Origin of the sequence: endosymbiont of unidentified scaly snail isolate Monju (assembly GCF_000801295.1) — a bacterium.
Lineage (GTDB): Bacteria > Pseudomonadota > Gammaproteobacteria > Chromatiales > Chromatiaceae > MONJU.
On record NZ_AP012978.1, the window covers coordinates 759,929 to 775,503 of the forward strand.

At 64.7% G+C, this 15,575-nt stretch carries 16 protein-coding genes and 1 other RNA gene; 9 read left to right on the forward strand and 8 right to left on the reverse strand.

The annotated features are described in order from the left end of the window. Window positions 1-183: 183 nt before the first annotated feature. From EBS_RS03620 to EBS_RS03640, 5 genes are all read right to left on the reverse strand, one after another. On the reverse strand, window positions 184-2,436 hold the full coding sequence (locus EBS_RS03620) for a nitric oxide reductase activation protein NorD (RefSeq protein WP_043107371.1): 2,253 nt from the start codon (window positions 2,434-2,436) through the stop codon (window positions 184-186). 127 nt (window positions 2,437-2,563) lie between these two features. Continuing rightward, the gene (locus EBS_RS03625) at window positions 2,564-3,367 is read right to left on the reverse strand and encodes a CbbQ/NirQ/NorQ/GpvN family protein (protein ID WP_043107372.1); all 804 of its coding nucleotides are present in this window, start codon (window positions 3,365-3,367) and stop codon (window positions 2,564-2,566) included. A 107-nt stretch (window positions 3,368-3,474) separates the two neighbouring features. Further along, window positions 3,475-4,869, reverse strand: a complete 1,395-nt coding sequence (locus tag EBS_RS03630; RefSeq protein WP_043107373.1) for a ribulose-bisphosphate carboxylase — start codon at window positions 4,867-4,869, stop codon at window positions 3,475-3,477. Window positions 4,870-5,049: 180 nt separating this feature from the next. Then, complete coding sequence (locus EBS_RS03635) at window positions 5,050-5,247, reverse strand: hypothetical protein (protein ID WP_043107374.1); 198 nt, start codon at window positions 5,245-5,247, stop codon at window positions 5,050-5,052. After that, on the reverse strand, window positions 5,247-5,420 hold the full coding sequence (locus tag EBS_RS03640) for a hypothetical protein (protein WP_171816172.1): 174 nt from the start codon (window positions 5,418-5,420) through the stop codon (window positions 5,247-5,249). The genes EBS_RS03635 and EBS_RS03640 overlap by 1 nt, the downstream gene beginning before the upstream one ends. Before the next feature lie 119 nt (window positions 5,421-5,539). Between EBS_RS03640 and EBS_RS03645 the strand changes: the two genes are divergently transcribed. The 9 genes from EBS_RS03645 to ppk1 all read left to right on the forward strand — a co-directional run bounded on the left by EBS_RS03645 (window position 5,540) and on the right by ppk1 (window position 12,791). Then, complete coding sequence (locus EBS_RS03645) at window positions 5,540-6,457, forward strand: LysR family transcriptional regulator (RefSeq protein ID WP_043107376.1); 918 nt, start codon at window positions 5,540-5,542, stop codon at window positions 6,455-6,457. 137 nt (window positions 6,458-6,594) lie between these two features. Beyond that, window positions 6,595-6,691, forward strand: an RNA gene (gene ffs / locus EBS_RS13275) — signal recognition particle sRNA small type. Between the two features lie 71 nt (window positions 6,692-6,762). Then, window positions 6,763-8,382 carry a DNA polymerase III subunit gamma/tau gene (gene dnaX / locus EBS_RS03650; protein ID WP_043107377.1) on the forward strand — a complete coding sequence of 540 codons (1,620 nt, stop codon included), beginning with the start codon at window positions 6,763-6,765 and terminating at the stop codon, window positions 8,380-8,382. A gap of 31 nt (window positions 8,383-8,413) precedes the next feature. Then, on the forward strand, window positions 8,414-8,737 hold the full coding sequence (locus EBS_RS03655) for a YbaB/EbfC family nucleoid-associated protein (protein WP_043107378.1): 324 nt from the start codon (window positions 8,414-8,416) through the stop codon (window positions 8,735-8,737). Between the two features lie 10 nt (window positions 8,738-8,747). After that, window positions 8,748-9,359: a recombination mediator RecR gene (gene recR / locus EBS_RS03660; RefSeq protein ID WP_043107380.1), complete on the forward strand. Its 612-nt coding sequence runs from the start codon at window positions 8,748-8,750 to the stop codon at window positions 9,357-9,359. Next, on the forward strand, window positions 9,356-9,700 hold the full coding sequence (locus EBS_RS03665) for a histidine triad nucleotide-binding protein (protein WP_043107381.1): 345 nt from the start codon (window positions 9,356-9,358) through the stop codon (window positions 9,698-9,700). Before recR ends, EBS_RS03665 begins: the two co-directional genes overlap by 4 nt. A gap of 114 nt (window positions 9,701-9,814) precedes the next feature. After that, on the forward strand, window positions 9,815-10,012 hold the full coding sequence (locus EBS_RS03670) for a hypothetical protein (RefSeq protein ID WP_043107383.1): 198 nt from the start codon (window positions 9,815-9,817) through the stop codon (window positions 10,010-10,012). A 93-nt stretch (window positions 10,013-10,105) separates the two neighbouring features. Further along, complete coding sequence (locus EBS_RS03675) at window positions 10,106-10,399, forward strand: hypothetical protein (RefSeq protein WP_043107384.1); 294 nt, start codon at window positions 10,106-10,108, stop codon at window positions 10,397-10,399. 193 nt (window positions 10,400-10,592) lie between these two features. Beyond that, window positions 10,593-12,791 (forward strand): polyphosphate kinase 1, encoded by a 2,199-nt coding sequence (gene ppk1, locus EBS_RS03680; RefSeq protein WP_043107386.1) that lies wholly within the window; start codon window positions 10,593-10,595, stop codon window positions 12,789-12,791. 201 nt (window positions 12,792-12,992) lie between these two features. Here the strand turns inward: ppk1 and dapE are convergent, their stop codons facing one another. The 3 genes from dapE to dapD form a co-directional block, all read right to left on the reverse strand. Further along, complete coding sequence (gene dapE / locus EBS_RS03685; RefSeq protein WP_043107387.1) at window positions 12,993-14,126, reverse strand: succinyl-diaminopimelate desuccinylase; 1,134 nt, start codon at window positions 14,124-14,126, stop codon at window positions 12,993-12,995. A 126-nt stretch (window positions 14,127-14,252) separates the two neighbouring features. Next, a complete protein-coding gene (locus tag EBS_RS03690) occupies window positions 14,253-14,600 on the reverse strand; it encodes an ArsC family reductase (RefSeq protein ID WP_043107389.1) in 348 nt (115 codons plus the stop codon). Between the two features lie 153 nt (window positions 14,601-14,753). Further along, complete coding sequence (gene dapD, locus EBS_RS03695) at window positions 14,754-15,575, reverse strand: 2,3,4,5-tetrahydropyridine-2,6-dicarboxylate N-succinyltransferase (protein WP_043107390.1); 822 nt, start codon at window positions 15,573-15,575, stop codon at window positions 14,754-14,756.

The following is a 15,575-nucleotide window of genomic DNA, read 5'->3' on the forward strand; positions in this document are numbered from 1 at the left end:
TGCACGGTTATCGGGTCCAATCCGAGTGAATCACTCAGGATTGAGAGTGGGTATGGGAGAGGTCATCTATAAAGTGAACTCAGACTTTCTGATTGTAGCCATAAGCTCACAATTATGTATTGAGGGTTCAGGATAAGGATTCTTCTTTCCCTGCCCTGCCTGCGGTGCTCCCCGCGAGGGAGGTCAGCGGGTCAGGCTGAGGAACAGGCGGGGCAGCTTCTCGGGCAGGCGTTCGACCCGGTCGATGACAGTATAGGCCTGGCCGAAGATGTCCTGGACATAGTCGTCGGCGCGCGGGTCGAGGTTGACGCAGAAGGTGAAGACGCCCTGCTGGTCCAGCTCGTGGACTGCGCGGCGGGCGTCCTCGATGAGCTGGCGCGGATCCTGTTCGTCGATGTCGTGCGGCTCGCCGTCGGTGAGAATCAGCAGCAGCTTCTTGTCGGCCTTACGCGGGGCCAGGTAGTGCGCGGCGTGCCGCATGGCCGCGCCCATGCGCGTGGAGAAGCCGGCCTGCATGGCGGCCAGGCGCGCCTTGACGGTGTCGTCCCAGTGTTCGCTGAAACCCTTGATGTGCTGGTAGCGCACCTCGTGGCGGGTGTCGGAATTGAAGCCGGCAATGGCGAACTCGTCGCCCAGGTGCTCGATGGCCCAGGCCAGCAGGGAGACCGCCTCCTGGCTGAGCTGGAGGATGCTGCGGTCGGCGCCCTCGGGCACGGTGTTGAGCGACTCGGACAGGTCCAGCAGCAGGGTCACGGCGATATCGCGGCCGTCGTGGCGGTGGCTCATGTTGATGCGTGGGTCCGGCTGCGCGCCACCCTTGAAGTCGATCAGCGAGCGGATGGCCACGTCCAGGTCCAGTTCGCTGCCGTCCTCCTGGTAGCGCACGCGCACGTACTGCTGGGGCTTGATGCGGTCGAGCAGTTGCCGGAGCTGCTTGGCCAGGCCGCGGTGGCGCGCCAGCAGTTCGTCGATGTAGGCCGGGTCGGCGGAAGGGTGCAGGGCTTCGTACAGGCTCACCCAGTCGGGGCGGTAGGTCTTGGCCTGGTAGTCCCATTCCGGGTAGTGCCGCGGCGGCAGGCGGTCGGTCTCCTCGGTGTCCTGGGGGCGGCGCTCCTCGTCGAACGGCTCTTCCTCGTCGCCTTCCTCGATGAAGATCCACAGGTGCCGGTTGTCGTCGCGGTAGTCCACCTCGGTGTCGGTGAAGTGTACCTTCGGTGACAGATCGGCCTGGCGCCGGGTGCGCGCGATGTAGGAGATGGCCAGCGCGGCCATGTCCTGGGTCGAGCTTTCACCCTCGGCCAGCAGTTCGCGGAAGCGTTCCAGGAACGTCAGCAGGTCGGGGTTGCGGTAGCCGTGATCCGGGTCGAGGGTGGCGCGCGAGAACATCGCCAGGCGTTGGCGGATGCAGGACTCGTTCTCGGGGTCGCAGGCGTCTTCGGCCGGTTTCGGGTGCAGGGCCAGCCACAGGCGGCGCAGGCCCGGGTATTCGCGCATCGCCAGTTGCTCGATACGGCAGTCCTCGAAGGTCTCGATGGCGACCCGCTGGAAGGGACTGTAGTTGTCGGCCACGATGGGGGTGCTCCAGCGCTTGTGTGCCGCGATGTGCGCGAGCAGGGCGCGGTAGCGGTCCAGGCCACTGATGCCCTCCCGTTCGTCGTACACGTCGGGCACGCGGATGCCGCGATCGTCGTAGTAGGGCATGGGCTTGCGCAGCTGGTCGAAGGCGCTGGAGTAGGGCACCAGCAGATCGTCGGTGTTCCATAGCGCCTGGAGATAGAGATGCAGCTCGCGCTCGTGGTCGATGAACAGGGTGCCGTGGCGCTCGCGGTGCAGCACGGCGCGACTGTCTGCCGATTGCAGACAGAAGTAGTCGCGCTGCCGCTCGGGGTGGTGCGGGTAGTGCTGCAGGCCGTATTCGATCCAGTTGCGCAATCCCTGGCAGGACAGCTCGTGGAGCAGTTGCGGCATGCGCTCGAGCAGGTCGTCGAGCGAGGGGCTGGGCAGGGTGGCGTTCTGGTTGCCGTGGATCGAGCCGCTGGTGCGGCGCATGAAGTCGAGCACCAGTTCGCAGTAGTTGCGCAGCAGGTCGGCGCTGCCGAGCCGCCGCGAGACCTCACCCAGGGTCTGCAGGAACATGGGGATGGAGCGGCCATTGGCGTTGCGCGACAGTTTCCAGGCGGTCTGCGCCACCGTCTCCAGCAACGATTCGTCACCCAGGCGGCATACCATGTCCGGCATCTCTTCCAGGTAGCTGAGCACCGGCTCGACACCACGGCCGGTCAGGCAGATCAGGGTGGCGCCGTCGAGGTAGGCGTTCACGCCTTCCGGCGACAGGTTCGCCAGAGCGTCCTCGATGCAGGCCTCGAAGACGTGGTCGATCTGCTCGAAGTTGCAGTTCAGCCGCTGGCGCCAGGCCTTGATTTCAGTTTCGTTCATGGTCGAATGAGGTAACCACGAAGGACACGAAGAACACGAAGGTTTGGTTGGCGGAGGGTCCACTTGGATTCGTGCCTGGCAATCGTTGTCTTTGTGTCCTTTGTGTTCTTTGTGATGAAAAAGGAAATCAGGCAAAGACGGCGTCGATGGCGTGGTGCAGGGTCGAACGGATGTCCTCGTCGTCGGTGATCGGGTCGACCAGCGCCATGCGGCAGGCACGCGGCGGGGCGATGCCGCGCGCGATCAGGCGGGCGGCATAGACCAGCAGACGGGTGGAGATGCCTTCGTCCAGGCCGTGTCCCTTGAGGTTGCGCGCGGTATGCGCGATCTGCACCAGCTTCTCGGTGATCTGGCCGTCGGTGCCGGTCTCGCGGGCCACGATCTCGGCCTCCAGGGCGGCCTCGGGGTAGTCGAAGGTCATGGCCGAGAAACGCTGCTTGGTGGACTGCTTGAGGTCCTTCATCAGCGACTGGTAGCCCGGGTTGTAGGAGATGACCAGCTGGAAGTCGGGGTGGGCCTCGACCAGTTCGCCCTTCTTGTCCAGTGGTAGGGTGCGGCGGTGGTCGGTGAGCGGGTGGATGACCACGGTGGTGTCCTGCCGGGCCTCGACGATCTCGTCCAGGTAGCAGATGGCGCCGATGCGCGCGGCCACGGTCAGCGGGCCGTCCAGCCAGCGGGTGCCGTCGGCATCCAGCAGGTAGCGGCCAACCAGGTCGGAGGCGGTCATGTCCTCGTTGCAGGCCACGGTGATCAGTGGCCGACCCAGTTTCCAGGCCATGTATTCGACGAAGCGCGACTTGCCGCAGCCGGTCGGCCCTTTGATCATCACCGGCAGGCGCTCGTCATAGGCGGCCTCGTAGAGCAGCACCTCGTCGGCCTGCGGCTGATAGAAAGGTTCCTGGCGGATCAGGTACTGGTCGGTATCGCTCATGGTTGGTATCCGTGTTCGGGTGATTGCCTTTTCTTCATGTCACCGCGGCGGCATGAAGAAAAAGCCCCCGCGAAGGGGGGCTTTTTCGCCGGTCGTGCAAGCCGTGCTTACTTGTGAGCGGCGCTCACGCCCAGCTTCTCGCGCCAGCCCGGGTACAGGGCGTCGGCATCGTGCGGGAAGGATTCGAAGGCACGGGCGAATTCCTTGTGCTCCTTGGCCCATTCGATGGGATCGGCGCCGGCCTTCCAGCACTCGTAGGCCTGGCGCAGGGAGATCGCGCCAGCCGCCGGGCTGTCGATGTGGCCGTAGGAGCCACCGCCAGCAGTGTTGATGACGTTGCCGTGGCCCAGGTTCTCGAAGAAACCGGGCAGACGCAGTGCGTTCATGCCGCCGGAGATGATCGGGGTGGTCGGCTTCATGCCGTACCACTCCTGGTGATACACCGGACCGTCCACGCTGTCGCGCTCGATCATGTAGGCGATGACGCGGTCGTCGGCGTCACCTTCCATCTTGCCGTAGCCCATGGTGCCGACGTGGATGCCCGAGGCCCCCTGCAGACGCGACATCTTGGCCAGCACGAAGGCGGTGTAGCCGCGCTTGGAGCTGGGCGAGGTCACGGCGCCGTGACCGGCACGGTGATAGTGCAGGTACTGGTTGGGGAACCAGCGGCGGGCGGTGGTGATCATGCCCGGACCACCGACGTAGCCGTCCACCAGGAAGGCGACGTGGTCGGCGAACTCGCCGAAGGTCTCGAGGATGTACTCGCCGCGGGCAATCATTTCCGAATGGTCGTCGGCAGTGATGTTGGCCGAGAACAGCTTGGCCTCGCCAGTCTCGTCCTGGGCGCGCTTCATGGCATCGGCGACCAGCGGGATGACCTTCTTCAGGGGAGCGAACACCTGGTTGCCCTGGGGCTCGTCGTTCTTGATGAAGTCACCGCCCAGCCAGAACTGGTAGGCCGCCTCGGCGAAGGGTTCGGGGCGCAGGCCCAGCTTGGGCTTGATGATGGTGCCGGCGATGTAGCCGCCGTCGACGATGGGGCGGCCGAGGATGCGCCACAGGTCGGAGATGTCCTTGGCCGGGCCGTCGAACAGTTCGATGGCGCGCTTGGGCATGTAGAAGTCGATCATCTTGGCGTACTCGATGTCGCCCATGCCCTGGTTGTTGCCGATGGTCAGGGTGAGGAAGGAGACCATCATCATGCGGCCGTCGGTGATGTTCCGGTCGAACAGTTCGATCGGATAGGCAATGCGCATGTCCTCGTTGGCTTCATCGATGTGGTACACCAGTGCGTCCACGCCCTTGGTGAATTCGTCGGTGGTGCAGACTTCGACGTTGGTGCCGGTGGAGGATTCGGCGGCGAAGTGCGCGGCAGCTTCCAGGTAGCCATGGCCGGCCTTGGGCTTCATCTTGTAGGCGCACAGAATGTGCCGCCCGCCGGCGATGAGATCCTCTTCCTTCAGGCTGAGGTCGGAATAGCGACTGGATTGATCGAGAGCCATGTAGATATCCTCGGCTGATAAATAATGTGAAGGTGCCAGCTGGCACCGGGAACACAGGGTTCGGTCAAGGCTGAGGCCAAGCCCTGCAACTTATAGGCATATGCCTTATAGGCGTACATTTTAAGGGACTACAAGATATAAGGAAATACTGATTTAATTATCGTAACGATAAGTCTATACTTATCCGCCCTCGGGCTCGGGAAAGCCCAGGAGGGTACTGTCCGATGGCGGCGGGCACTGGCGCGCGCAATGCTGCCGCAGGCTGTCGTGGATGCGGTGGATCACCGTGCGGCTGTAGGGATGGTGGACCGACAGGGTGCAGGCGACCGGTGCGTCCAGATCGTCGCGCTGGCGAATGCGGAAGTCGTGCCAGGTCATCAGCAGGGCGCGCAGGGGACGGTTCCAGCATTGCCAGTGATGCCGGCGCGCAGCACCATGTGGTGTCCCGGCAGGCCGGGCAGACCGAATTCCAGCGATCCCTCGCTGCGCAGTTGCAGCAGCCGCACGCGGTTGAAGCAGTTTGCCGGTATCAGGAAGGGTGTTGATTTCAAGATCAGGGCTTGCGGCATGGCGGTTCCCTCGTGCCGGATGATGCCCTGATACTGGATCAGGCCCGGGTGGTGTTGGCCCCACAACGGGTGGGGTAGGTCCAGGCATGAGGGCATTCGACATGCATCTCACATTGCGTCAGCTCACCTTGTTCGAGGCGGTCGCCCGCCACCTGAGTTTCACCCGCGCCGCCGAGGAGCTGCACCTGAGCCAGCCGGCGGTGTCCATGCAGGTGCGTCAACTCGAGGGTGCCGCGGGCCTGCCCCTGTTCGAGAAACTGGGCAAGCGCATTCACCTGACCGAGGCCGGGCGCGAGATGTACAACTATTGCCGTCACATCGGTGAGCAGTTGCGCGAACTCGACGAGGTGATGGCCGCGCTCAAGGGCGTGCGTCGCGGCCACCTGCGCCTGAGCGTGGCGACCACGGCCAATTCCTTTGCTACGCGCATCCTCGGCGCCTTCGCCCAGCGCTATCCCGAGAGCACCTATTCGCTGGACGTGACCAACCGCAAGACCCTGCTCGATCAACTGGCGGAGAACCAGACCGACATCGTCATCATGGGCAAGCCGCCCGAAGGGCTGGACCTGGAGGTGCAGGCCTTCATGGAGAACCCGCTGGTGGTGATCGCTCGGCCCGATCACCCCCTCGCTGCCGAGCCGGGTCCCATTCCCCTGCAGCGCATCCAGTCCGAGACCTTCGTGGTGCGCGAGTGCGAATCGGGCACGCGCATCGCCATGGAACGCTTTTTCCGCGAGCGAGGCATGCAGCTGCGCACCGGTATCGAAACCACCTCCAACTCGGCGATCAAGAACGCCGTGGAGGCCGGTCTTGGACTGGGACTGGTCTCCGTCCACACCCTGGAACTGGAACTCAAGGCTGGCGCCCTGGTGGTGCTGAATGTCGAGGATTTCCCCATCCTGCGCCACTGGCACGTGGTCTATCGCCAGGGCAAGCGTCTGCCGCCGATCGCCCAGGCTTTCCTCGACTACCTCCACGGCGACGAAGCCCGGCCCCTGCTGCAGGTGCCGACAGGTTAGGGGACGAAACCGCAAAGGACGCAAAGGTTGCTGGGGCGCGGATGTTTCCAGGTGAATCTTTGTATTCTTCATGGTCTTTGGGGTGAATTCTTCGCATCGGGCCTTTTTCTGGCATAATTCGCCGTTCAATGGTGACCCTGTTGGCCTCCCGCGACGCTAGGTTGTGAACCTGGTCAGGCCCGGAAGGGAGCAGCCACAGCAGCTGACGCGTGCGCCGGGAATCGCTGGCAGGGTCGCCGCCCTTTTCCCGCCCGCGCGCCCGATTCGGTTAAACTGCCAATCCGCTTTCCGCAGGTATCCGCGATATGTCCTATCAGGTACTGGCGCGTCGCTGGCGTCCCAAGACATTCTCCGAGCTGGTCGGTCAGGCACACGTGGTGCGTGCGCTGAGCAACGCGCTGGAGAACGACCGTCTGCACCATGCCTACCTGTTCACCGGCACCCGAGGTGTGGGCAAGACCACCATCGCGCGCATCCTTGCCAAGTCGCTCAACTGCGAACAGGGGGTGACCACGCAGCCCTGTGGCGAGTGCAGCATCTGCCGCGAGGTGGACGAAGGGCGTTTCGTCGACCTGATCGAGGTGGATGCCGCCTCCAAGACCGGGGTGGACGACACCCGCGAGCTGCTCGAGAACGTGCCTTATGCACCGGTGCGCGGGCGCTACAAGGTGTACCTCATCGACGAGGTGCACATGTTCTCCAGCCACAGTTTCAATGCCCTGCTCAAGACGCTCGAGGAGCCGCCGCCGCACGTCAAGTTCCTGCTGGCAACCACCGACCCGCAGAAGGTCCCGGTCACGGTGCTGTCGCGCTGTCTGCAATTCAGTCTCAACCGCCTGCCCATCGAGCAGATCCAGGGACAGTTCGAACACATCCTGGGCGAGGAGGGCATCGAACACGATACACGCGCGCTCTACCTGCTGGCGCGCGCCGCCGATGGCAGCATGCGCGACGGCCTGAGCCTGCTCGACCAGGCCATTGCCTTCGGTGGCGGCCGGGTGGATTACGAGGCGGTGCGCGACATGCTCGGTGTGAGCGCCTCGGACCTGTTGCCCGAGCTGCTCGAGCGCGTGCAGCAGGGCGATGCCGCCGGGATGCTGGAAGGGGTACGTGCCCTGGCCGAGAAGTCTCCGGACTTCGCTGCCCTGCTCAAGGACCTGCTGTTGCTGCTGCACCGCGTCGCCCTGTTGCAGGCCACCCCCGAGGCCTGGTCGGCGAGCTGGGGCGAGCGCGAGCGTTTCGAGGCCCTGGCCGCGGCACTCTCGCCCGAGGAGACCCAGCTCTACTACCAGATCGCCCTGGTCGGCCAGCGCGACCTGCCACTGGCGCCGGATGCGCAGTCGGGATTCGAGATGGTCCTGCTGCGCATGCTGGCATTTCGCCCGGACGATGGGCCCGAAGGCCAGCGCGCATCGGCGCCGACGCGCGCGGCCCCGGCCTCGGCCCCGTCGGCCCCACCTGCAGAAGCCAGTGCGCCACCCGCTGCCGAGGCGCGGGAGACGCCGGCCCCGGTGGCGGAGAGCGCGCCTGCAGGGGAAGGGAACAACCCCTTTGGCGACTGGCATGCCCTGTTGCCGCGCCTGGGCCTGAGCGGCATGGCCGCCCAGCTCGCGGCGCACTCGGCGGTACGCGACTGGGATGGCCACACCCTCACGTTGGCGGTCGATGCCAGTTGTGCCTCGCTGCTCGGTTCACTGGCTGAACAGCGCCTGCTCGAGGCTCTGCGCCAGTATGCCGGCGAGTTGCGCCTGCAGTGGCACACCGAGGAGGCAGCCGACACCCCGGCGCAGCGACAGCAGCAGGCACGCATGCAGCGCGAGCGTCAGGCGCGCGAAGACATTGCCGCCGACCCCCTGGTGCAGGCCCTGCAGGACGGTTTCGATGCCGAGCTGGTCGAGGACTCGATCCGCCCGGTCGAGCACTGACTTCATTCATTGACATCGAGAGAGAACGCATATGAAAGGTGGTCTTGGCAACCTGATGAAACAGGCGCAGAAGATGCAGGAAGAACTGCAGAAGGCGCAGGAGGAACTGGCGCGGGCCGAGGTCCAGGGTCAGTCTGGCGGCGGCCTGGTGAAGATCACCATCAATGCTCGCCACGAGGTGCGTCGGGTGGAGATCGACGAATCCCTGATGGGTGATGATCGCGAGATGCTCGAGGACCTGATCGCTGCCGCCATGAACGACGCGGTACATCGTCTCGAGGAGCACACCAAGGAGCGCATGGCCGGGGTCACCGCCGGCATCAACCTGCCGCCGGGCATGAAGCTGCCCTTCTGAGGCCGGCTGGGTGAGCGAGACACCCCTGCTGCAACAGCTCATCGAGGCCCTGCGTTGCCTGCCCGGGGTTGGCCCCAAGTCGGCGCAGCGCATGGCCTTTCATATCCTCGAGCGCGACCGCGAAGGGGGACGGCGGCTGGCGCGGCTGCTCGAGCAGGCGGTGGAGCAGATCGGCCATTGCGCCCGCTGCCGCACGTTGACCGAGCGCGAAGTCTGCCGCCTGTGCGCCAACCCGCAGCGCGATCCCGGCCTGCTGTGCGTGGTCGAGAACCCGAACGACGTGATGGCCATCGAGCAGGCGACCGGTTTCGGGGGGCTGTACTTCGTGCTCGGCGGGCGACTCTCGCCGCTCGACGGCATCGGCCCCGCCGAACTGGGGCTCGATGACCTGCGTGAACGCCTGCGCGCCGACCAGGTGCGCGAACTGATCCTCGCCACCACTACCACGGTCGAGGGCGAGGCCACGGCGCACTATATCGGCGAGCTGGCTGCGGGGCTGGACATCCAGGTCACGCGCATCGCCCACGGCGTGCCCCTGGGCGGCGAACTCGAATACGTGGACAGCGGCACCCTGGCACATGCCTTTGCCGGGCGCCGCCGATTGATGGAGAACGATCCATGAGTGACTGCATCTTCTGCAAGATTGCCGCCGGCGAGATCCCGGCGGAGAAGGTCTACGAGGACGACCAGGTAGTCGGTTTCCGTGATCTCAATCCCCAGGCGCCGGTGCACGTGCTGCTGATCCCGCGCCGTCACATCACTACCCTCAACGACCTGACCGAGGCCGACGAGGCGCTGGTCGGCCACCTGTTTCGTGTCGCAGCCAGGATCGCTGCCGACGAGGGCCTGGCCGAACGCGGCTACCGCACGGTGATGAACTGCAATGCCGAGGGCGGCCAGACCGTGTTCCACATCCACCTGCACCTGCTGGGTGGGCGACAGATGACCTGGCCGCCGGGTTGAGCGGCACCCCGGGGGCAACAACCCCACCCTTTGTGGTTTTGAGTCGCGCCGTTGCGGTCCCATATTAAAGGCTCGTCTGTCTTTTTACTTGAAACCCACACAGGAGGAGCCTGCATGAGTGACGAGACCCTGACCCTGACGGTCCCACACCACGACAAGCTGGGCATCATTCATTGCGGTGTGACCCACGAGGGCCTGGTGGTGGTCGCGGGTGACCAGAAGGAGGTCGCCGACGGAGAAGAGGTGGTCTTCGAGCGCACCGGCAAGGTCAAGCGCAACGGCGCGGAGTACACCTTCGCCAAGGTGGCTTGAGCCGCAGCCTGATCCACGGGGCCGGCTGGCCCCTTTTTTTTGCCTCTCGACTATAATTCCCTGCCAGCTCCTGGCCTGGTTGACGGACGAACCATGCGCATCGCTTCCCTGCAAACTGCCCTGTATCGCCCCTTGCCGACCGGTGCCAGACGACCGGTCGAGCAGGTCGCGCCTGCCGAAGCGGCGGGCAGGGCGGGTTCCGGGCAGGAGCGGGCCACGTCTCAGCTGCCGGTCACCCGGTTGCAGGCGGGGCTACGTGAGATGTCATTCCAGGAGAACCGGTCCACCGGGTTGGTGCATCGCGCCCTGTCTGCCTATGGTGCGGTGGCCGGGGCCGAGCAACGGCAGGCCATCAACGAGATGCTGGGTGTCAGCGTCTGGGCCTGAACCTGGAGGGGTTCGACCGGTTTATCCTGTGTTCCAGTCTCGCCGGGTGGCGGAAGGGATCTTTATCCCGGTTTCGTCGTGAGCGGGTCAGCGCTGCAAGCGGGCTACCTGTGTCGGGCCTGGTGGAGGCTATGATATAAGCAGGGAAGCAACAGAGGGCCGGTTGCCGCCGGCAAGACCGCAGGAGCCATCGATGTCCGAGTCCGTCGTCCCCCGAAACGAACAGTCTGCCCTGCAGGTGGATGCCGAGAGTCCGGCCTGTGTGCACGATCTGTCCGACCCCTCGCTGTATCTCAACCGCGAGCTGACCTGGCTGGCGTTCAACCGCCGCGTGCTGCACGAGGCCGAGGACGAGCGCAATCCGCTGCTCGAGCGGCTCAAGTTTCTGGCCATCGTCAGCTCCAATCTCGATGAGTTCTTCATGAAGCGTATCGGCGGGCTCAAGCAGCAGATCGGTGCCGGCGTGACCACGCGCACCGTCGATGGGCGTACCCCGCGCGAGCAGATCGCCGAGTGCTATGCCGTGGTGCGCGAGCAAGAGGCGGTGCAGCGCGAGGTACTGCACCAGTTGCTCGAGGCGCTGCGCGAGCATGATATCGCCATCCTTGGGTACGACGAGCTCAGGCCGGAGCAGGTGAGCTGGCTGCGCAGCTATTTCCACGACAACATCTTTCCGTTGATCACGCCCCAGGCCATCGACCCGGCACACCCGTTTCCCTTCATCTCCAACCTGTCGCTCAACCTGGTGGTACTGGTGCGCTTCCCGGGCGAGGAAGGCAAGACCTCGCTGGCGCGCATCAAGATCCCCATCGGCGAGGATGTGCCGCGTTTCATCCGCTTGCCGGATTCCACGCACTTCGTCGCCATCGAAGACATCGTGCAGCACAACCTGAGCATGCTGCTGCCGGAGATGGAGATCGTGCATTGCAACCAGTTCCGGGTGACGCGAAACGCCAACACCGAGCGCAACGAGGAACACGCTGACGATCTGCTGTCACTGATCGAGTCGGAACTGCGCGAGCGCCGCTTCGCGCCTATCGTGCGCCTGCAGATCCAGGACGACATGGATGACACCACGCGTGGCATGCTCGCTGCCGAACTCGGCCTGGACGAGAATGCAGACGTGTTCAGTGCCGGTGGCGACATGCTGGCGATGCGGCACCTGCTGCAGATCGCCGAGCTGGACGTGCCCGATCTGCACTATCCGCCCTTCCAGGGCGTGGACCATCCCGAGATCCGGGTGGCGAGCAACATCTTCCATGCCATTCGCAAGCGTGGCCCCTTCCTGTTGCACCATCCCTACGAGAACTTCCGCAGTTCGGTCGAGCGCTTCCTGAAGGAGGCGGCGTACGACCCCAAGGTGCGCGCCATCAAGATGACGCTGTATCGGACCTCCAGCGACACCAAGGTGGTGGACTACCTGATCCAGGCCGCGCGCAACGGCAAGCAGGTGGCGGTGGTGGTGGAACTCAAGGCGAGTTTCGACGAGGCGGCCAACATCCGCTGGGCGACGCGCATGGAAGAGGCCGGTATCCATGTCACCTACGGCGTGGTCGGTCTCAAGACCCACTCCAAGATCGTGCTGGTGGTGCGCAAGGACTACAACGGCCTGCGCCGCTACCTGCACATGGGCACCGGCAACTATCATGCGGGCACCGCGCGGGTGTATTCCGATCTCGGCCTGCTGACCAACGATCACGACATGGGTGTGGACGCCACCGAGCTGTTCAACTACCTGACCACCGGCTATACGCCCGAACGCTACTACCGGAAGCTGCTGCCGGCACCCAAGATGCTCAAGGCCGGTCTGCTCGAGCGTATCGCCCGCGAACGTGAGTTGCACAAGTCGGGTACCCCGGGCCTTATCCAGTTCAAGATGAATGCCTTGGAAGATGCCGACATCACGCGCGCCCTGTACGAGGCGGCGCGCGAGGGCGTGCACGTGGACCTGATCGTGCGCGATACCTGCCGTCTGCGACCCGGCGTGCCGGGACTGTCCGAGAACGTGCGGGTGATCTCGGTCGTCGGGCGTTTTCTCGAACACGCCCGCATCTACTACTTCCGCAACGGTGGCAAGGAAGAGTACTTCACCGGCTCGGCCGACTGCATGAAGCGTAATCTCGAGTCACGCGTCGAGGTGGTTGCTCCGGTCGAGGCGGAGAATCTGCGCCGCGAACTGCGCGAGATCCTCGATGTGCAGCTCAGCGATTACCGCAATGCCTGGGAGATGCAGCCCGACGGCAGCTATGTGCAACGCCAGCCGCGTACGCCCGAAGAGGAAAAGGGCTGTCAGGAGCGCCTGATCGAAATGGCCCAGGAGCGGGTGCGCCAGGCCAAGCGTTACCAGATGGGGCGGGCGCGGCGGCGCGTCATGGGACGAAATCTGCGTTAGCCCGGATGTTTCACCGGCATCCCGAGAGCCGGCGGAATTCGCAGCCGCTGTGGCGCCGGTTTGGAACGAAAGCGATAGCCTGCGCTATCGCTTGAGTGAAAACCAAGCCGCAGCGAGCGAGAAACCGCCGGAATCGGGATAGAACAACGCGGGAGAAAAAGTCTTAGCTTAGAGCGTTGTTCGGCCGGTGAAATATCCGGGCTAGGCGTCAGCCAGCAGCCGTTCCAGTAGCCGCTCGTAAGTGGCCGACAGGGTATCCAGGTCGGCCACGCTGACACATTCGTTCACCTTGTGGATGGTGGCATTGACCGGGCCGAGTTCCAGCACCTGCGCGCCGGTGGGGGCGATGAAGCGGCCGTCGGAGGTGCCGCCAGCGGTGGACAGCTCGGTGTCGATACCGGCGATCTCGCGGATCGCGGCTCGCGTCGCCTCGACCAGCTCGCCCTCGGCGGTGAGGAAGGGGTGCCCCGAGAGGGTCCATTCGATGGCGTAGTCCAGGCCGTGGGCATCGAGCACCGTCTCGACACGCTGGCGTAGTTGCGCATCGTCGGTCTCGGTGGAATAGCGGAAGTTGAACAGCACCTCCAGATCACCGGGGATCACGTTGGTGGCGCCGGTGCCGGCACGGATGTTGGAGATCTGGAAGGTGGTCGGCGGGAAGAAGGTGTTGCCCCGGTCCCACTCGGTGGCCGCCAGCTCGGCCAGCGCGGGCAGGGCCTGGTGCACCGGGTTGCGCGCCAGGTGCGGATAGGCGACGTGCCCCTGCACGCCGTGTACCACCAGTCGCGCGCCCAGTGAACCGCGCCGTCCGTTCTTGACCACGTCGCCTACCCGCTCTGTGGAAGAGGGTTCGCCCACCAGGCACCAGTCGATCCTTTCGCCACGCGCTTGCAGCGTCTCGACCACCTTCACGGTACCGTCCACCGCTGGGCCTTCCTCGTCACTGGTGATCAGGAAGGCGATGGAGCCGCGATGCCCCGGGTGTCGCGCGACGAAACGTTCGACCGCGGTGACCATGGCCGCCAGCGAGCCTTTCATGTCGGCCGCGCCGCGCCCGTAGAGCAGGCCGTCGCGCACCTCGGGCACGAAGGGATCGCTGTGCCACTCCTCGCGTGGGCCGGGCGGTACGACGTCGGTGTGTCCCGCGAAACAGAACAGCGGGCCTTGTGTGCCTCGGCGCGACCAGAGGTTGTCCACCTCGCCGAAGCGCAGCGGCTCGTTGACGAAACCGGCGGCCGCCAGCCGTTTCATCATCAGGTGTTGGCAACCTGCGTCCTCGGGCGTGACCGAGGGACGGGCGATCAGGTCGATGGCGAGGTCGAGGGTCTCGGACATGGTGGAATGATAACCGTACAGGGTGTGAAGGAGGTCGGGAATGTGCGATCACAGGCCCCCTCCCGGCCTCCCCCGCAAGCGGGGGAGGAGCAGGATGGACCGGTAGTGTGCGGCATGGCGACAGGCTCAGCCGAACAGGGCCTGGTACTGCTCGGGCTTGAAGCCGACGTGCACCCGGCCCTTGTCGTCGATGAGGACCGGTCGCTTGATGATGCTCGGGGTCTCGAGCATGAGGCGGATGGCGCTGGCCTGGTCGATGTGCTCGCGCACCTCCGGCGGGACCTTGCGCCACATCATGCCGCGGCGGTTGAGCAGGGTCTCCCAGCCGACCTGCTCGATCCAGCCTCGCAGCGTCGTCTCGTCGATGCCTTCCTTCTTGTAGTCGTGGAAGCGATAGTCGATGCCGTGCTCGGCCAGCCAGGCACGGGCCTTCTTCATGGTGTCGCAGTTGGGGATGCCGTAGAGCTCGATCATGAATGCCTGCCACAAAGAGCACAAAGAACACGAAGGAACAAGGCGACAGACGGCTGTGATGACCTGCATTTCCGCAGTAATCCGGGGTCGAGAAGGTCGCTCACAGTAAAATCCTTGTGTTCTTCGTGTCCCTTGTGGTTCTTCTTTGTCGAATCAAATATCCCGCAGCAGCTCGTTGATGCCGACCTTGGAGCGGGTCTTCTCGTCCACGCGCTTGACGATCACCGCGCAGTAGAGGCTGTACTTGCCGTCCTTCGAGGGCAGGTTGCCGGGGACGACCACGGAGCCCGCGGGGATGCGACCGTAGAGGATCTCGTCGCGCTCGCGATCGTAGATGCGGGTGGACTGGCCGATGTAGACGCCCATGGAGATTACCGCGCCTTCCTCGACGATCACGCCCTCGACGATCTCGGAGCGGGCACCGATGAAGCAGTTGTCTTCGATGATGGTGGGCGCGGCCTGCAAGGGCTCGAGCACGCCGCCGATGCCGACCCCGCCCGAGAGGTGCGCGTTCTTGCCGATCTGGGCGCAGGAGCCGACCGTGGCCCAGGTGTCCACCATGGTGCCGGAATCGACATAGGCGCCGATGTTCACGTAAGAGGGCATGAGCACCGTGCTCGGCGCGATGTAGGAGCCGCGACGCGCGGTGGCCGGCGGCACCACGCGTACGCCGGACTCGCGGAAGTCGCGCGAGTTGAAGTCGGCGTATTTCGAAGGCACCTTGTCCCAGTAGTTGGTGAAGCCGCCCTTGATGAACTCGTTGTCGTTGATGCGGAACGACAGCAGCACGGCCTTCTTGATCCACTCGTTGACCACCCAGTCCCCGTCGCGCTTTTCGGCGACGCGGATCTCGCCGCGGTCGAGCTGGTCGAGGGTCTCGTTGACCGCGTCGCGTACCCGGGTCTCGACGTTGCGCGGGGTGATCTCGGCGCGCTTTTCGAAGGCTTCTTCGATGATGTTCTGGATCTCGCTCAT

Coding starts and splice junctions, on each gene's coding strand:
- EBS_RS03690 (WP_043107389.1), bottom strand. CDS start 14,600: ATGATCGAGCTCTACGGCATCCCCAACTGCGACACCATGAAGAAGGCC.
- EBS_RS03625 (WP_043107372.1), bottom strand. CDS start 3,367: ATGAGCGATACCGACCAGTACCTGATCCGCCAGGAACCTTTCTATCAG.
- EBS_RS03630 (WP_043107373.1), bottom strand. CDS start 4,869: ATGGCTCTCGATCAATCCAGTCGCTATTCCGACCTCAGCCTGAAGGAA.
- ppk1 (WP_043107386.1), top strand. CDS start 10,593: ATGTCCGAGTCCGTCGTCCCCCGAAACGAACAGTCTGCCCTGCAGGTG.
- EBS_RS03635 (WP_043107374.1), bottom strand. CDS start 5,247: ATGACCTGGCACGACTTCCGCATTCGCCAGCGCGACGATCTGGACGCA.
- dapD (WP_043107390.1), bottom strand. CDS start 15,575: ATGAGCGAGATCCAGAACATCATCGAAGAAGCCTTCGAAAAGCGCGCC.
- EBS_RS03670 (WP_043107383.1), top strand. CDS start 9,815: ATGAGTGACGAGACCCTGACCCTGACGGTCCCACACCACGACAAGCTG.
- EBS_RS03675 (WP_043107384.1), top strand. CDS start 10,106: ATGCGCATCGCTTCCCTGCAAACTGCCCTGTATCGCCCCTTGCCGACC.
- EBS_RS03620 (WP_043107371.1), bottom strand. CDS start 2,436: ATGAACGAAACTGAAATCAAGGCCTGGCGCCAGCGGCTGAACTGCAAC.
- dapE (WP_043107387.1), bottom strand. CDS start 14,126: ATGTCCGAGACCCTCGACCTCGCCATCGACCTGATCGCCCGTCCCTCG.
- EBS_RS03665 (WP_043107381.1), top strand. CDS start 9,356: ATGAGTGACTGCATCTTCTGCAAGATTGCCGCCGGCGAGATCCCGGCG.
- EBS_RS03645 (WP_043107376.1), top strand. CDS start 5,540: ATGCATCTCACATTGCGTCAGCTCACCTTGTTCGAGGCGGTCGCCCGC.
- EBS_RS03655 (WP_043107378.1), top strand. CDS start 8,414: ATGAAAGGTGGTCTTGGCAACCTGATGAAACAGGCGCAGAAGATGCAG.
- dnaX (WP_043107377.1), top strand. CDS start 6,763: ATGTCCTATCAGGTACTGGCGCGTCGCTGGCGTCCCAAGACATTCTCC.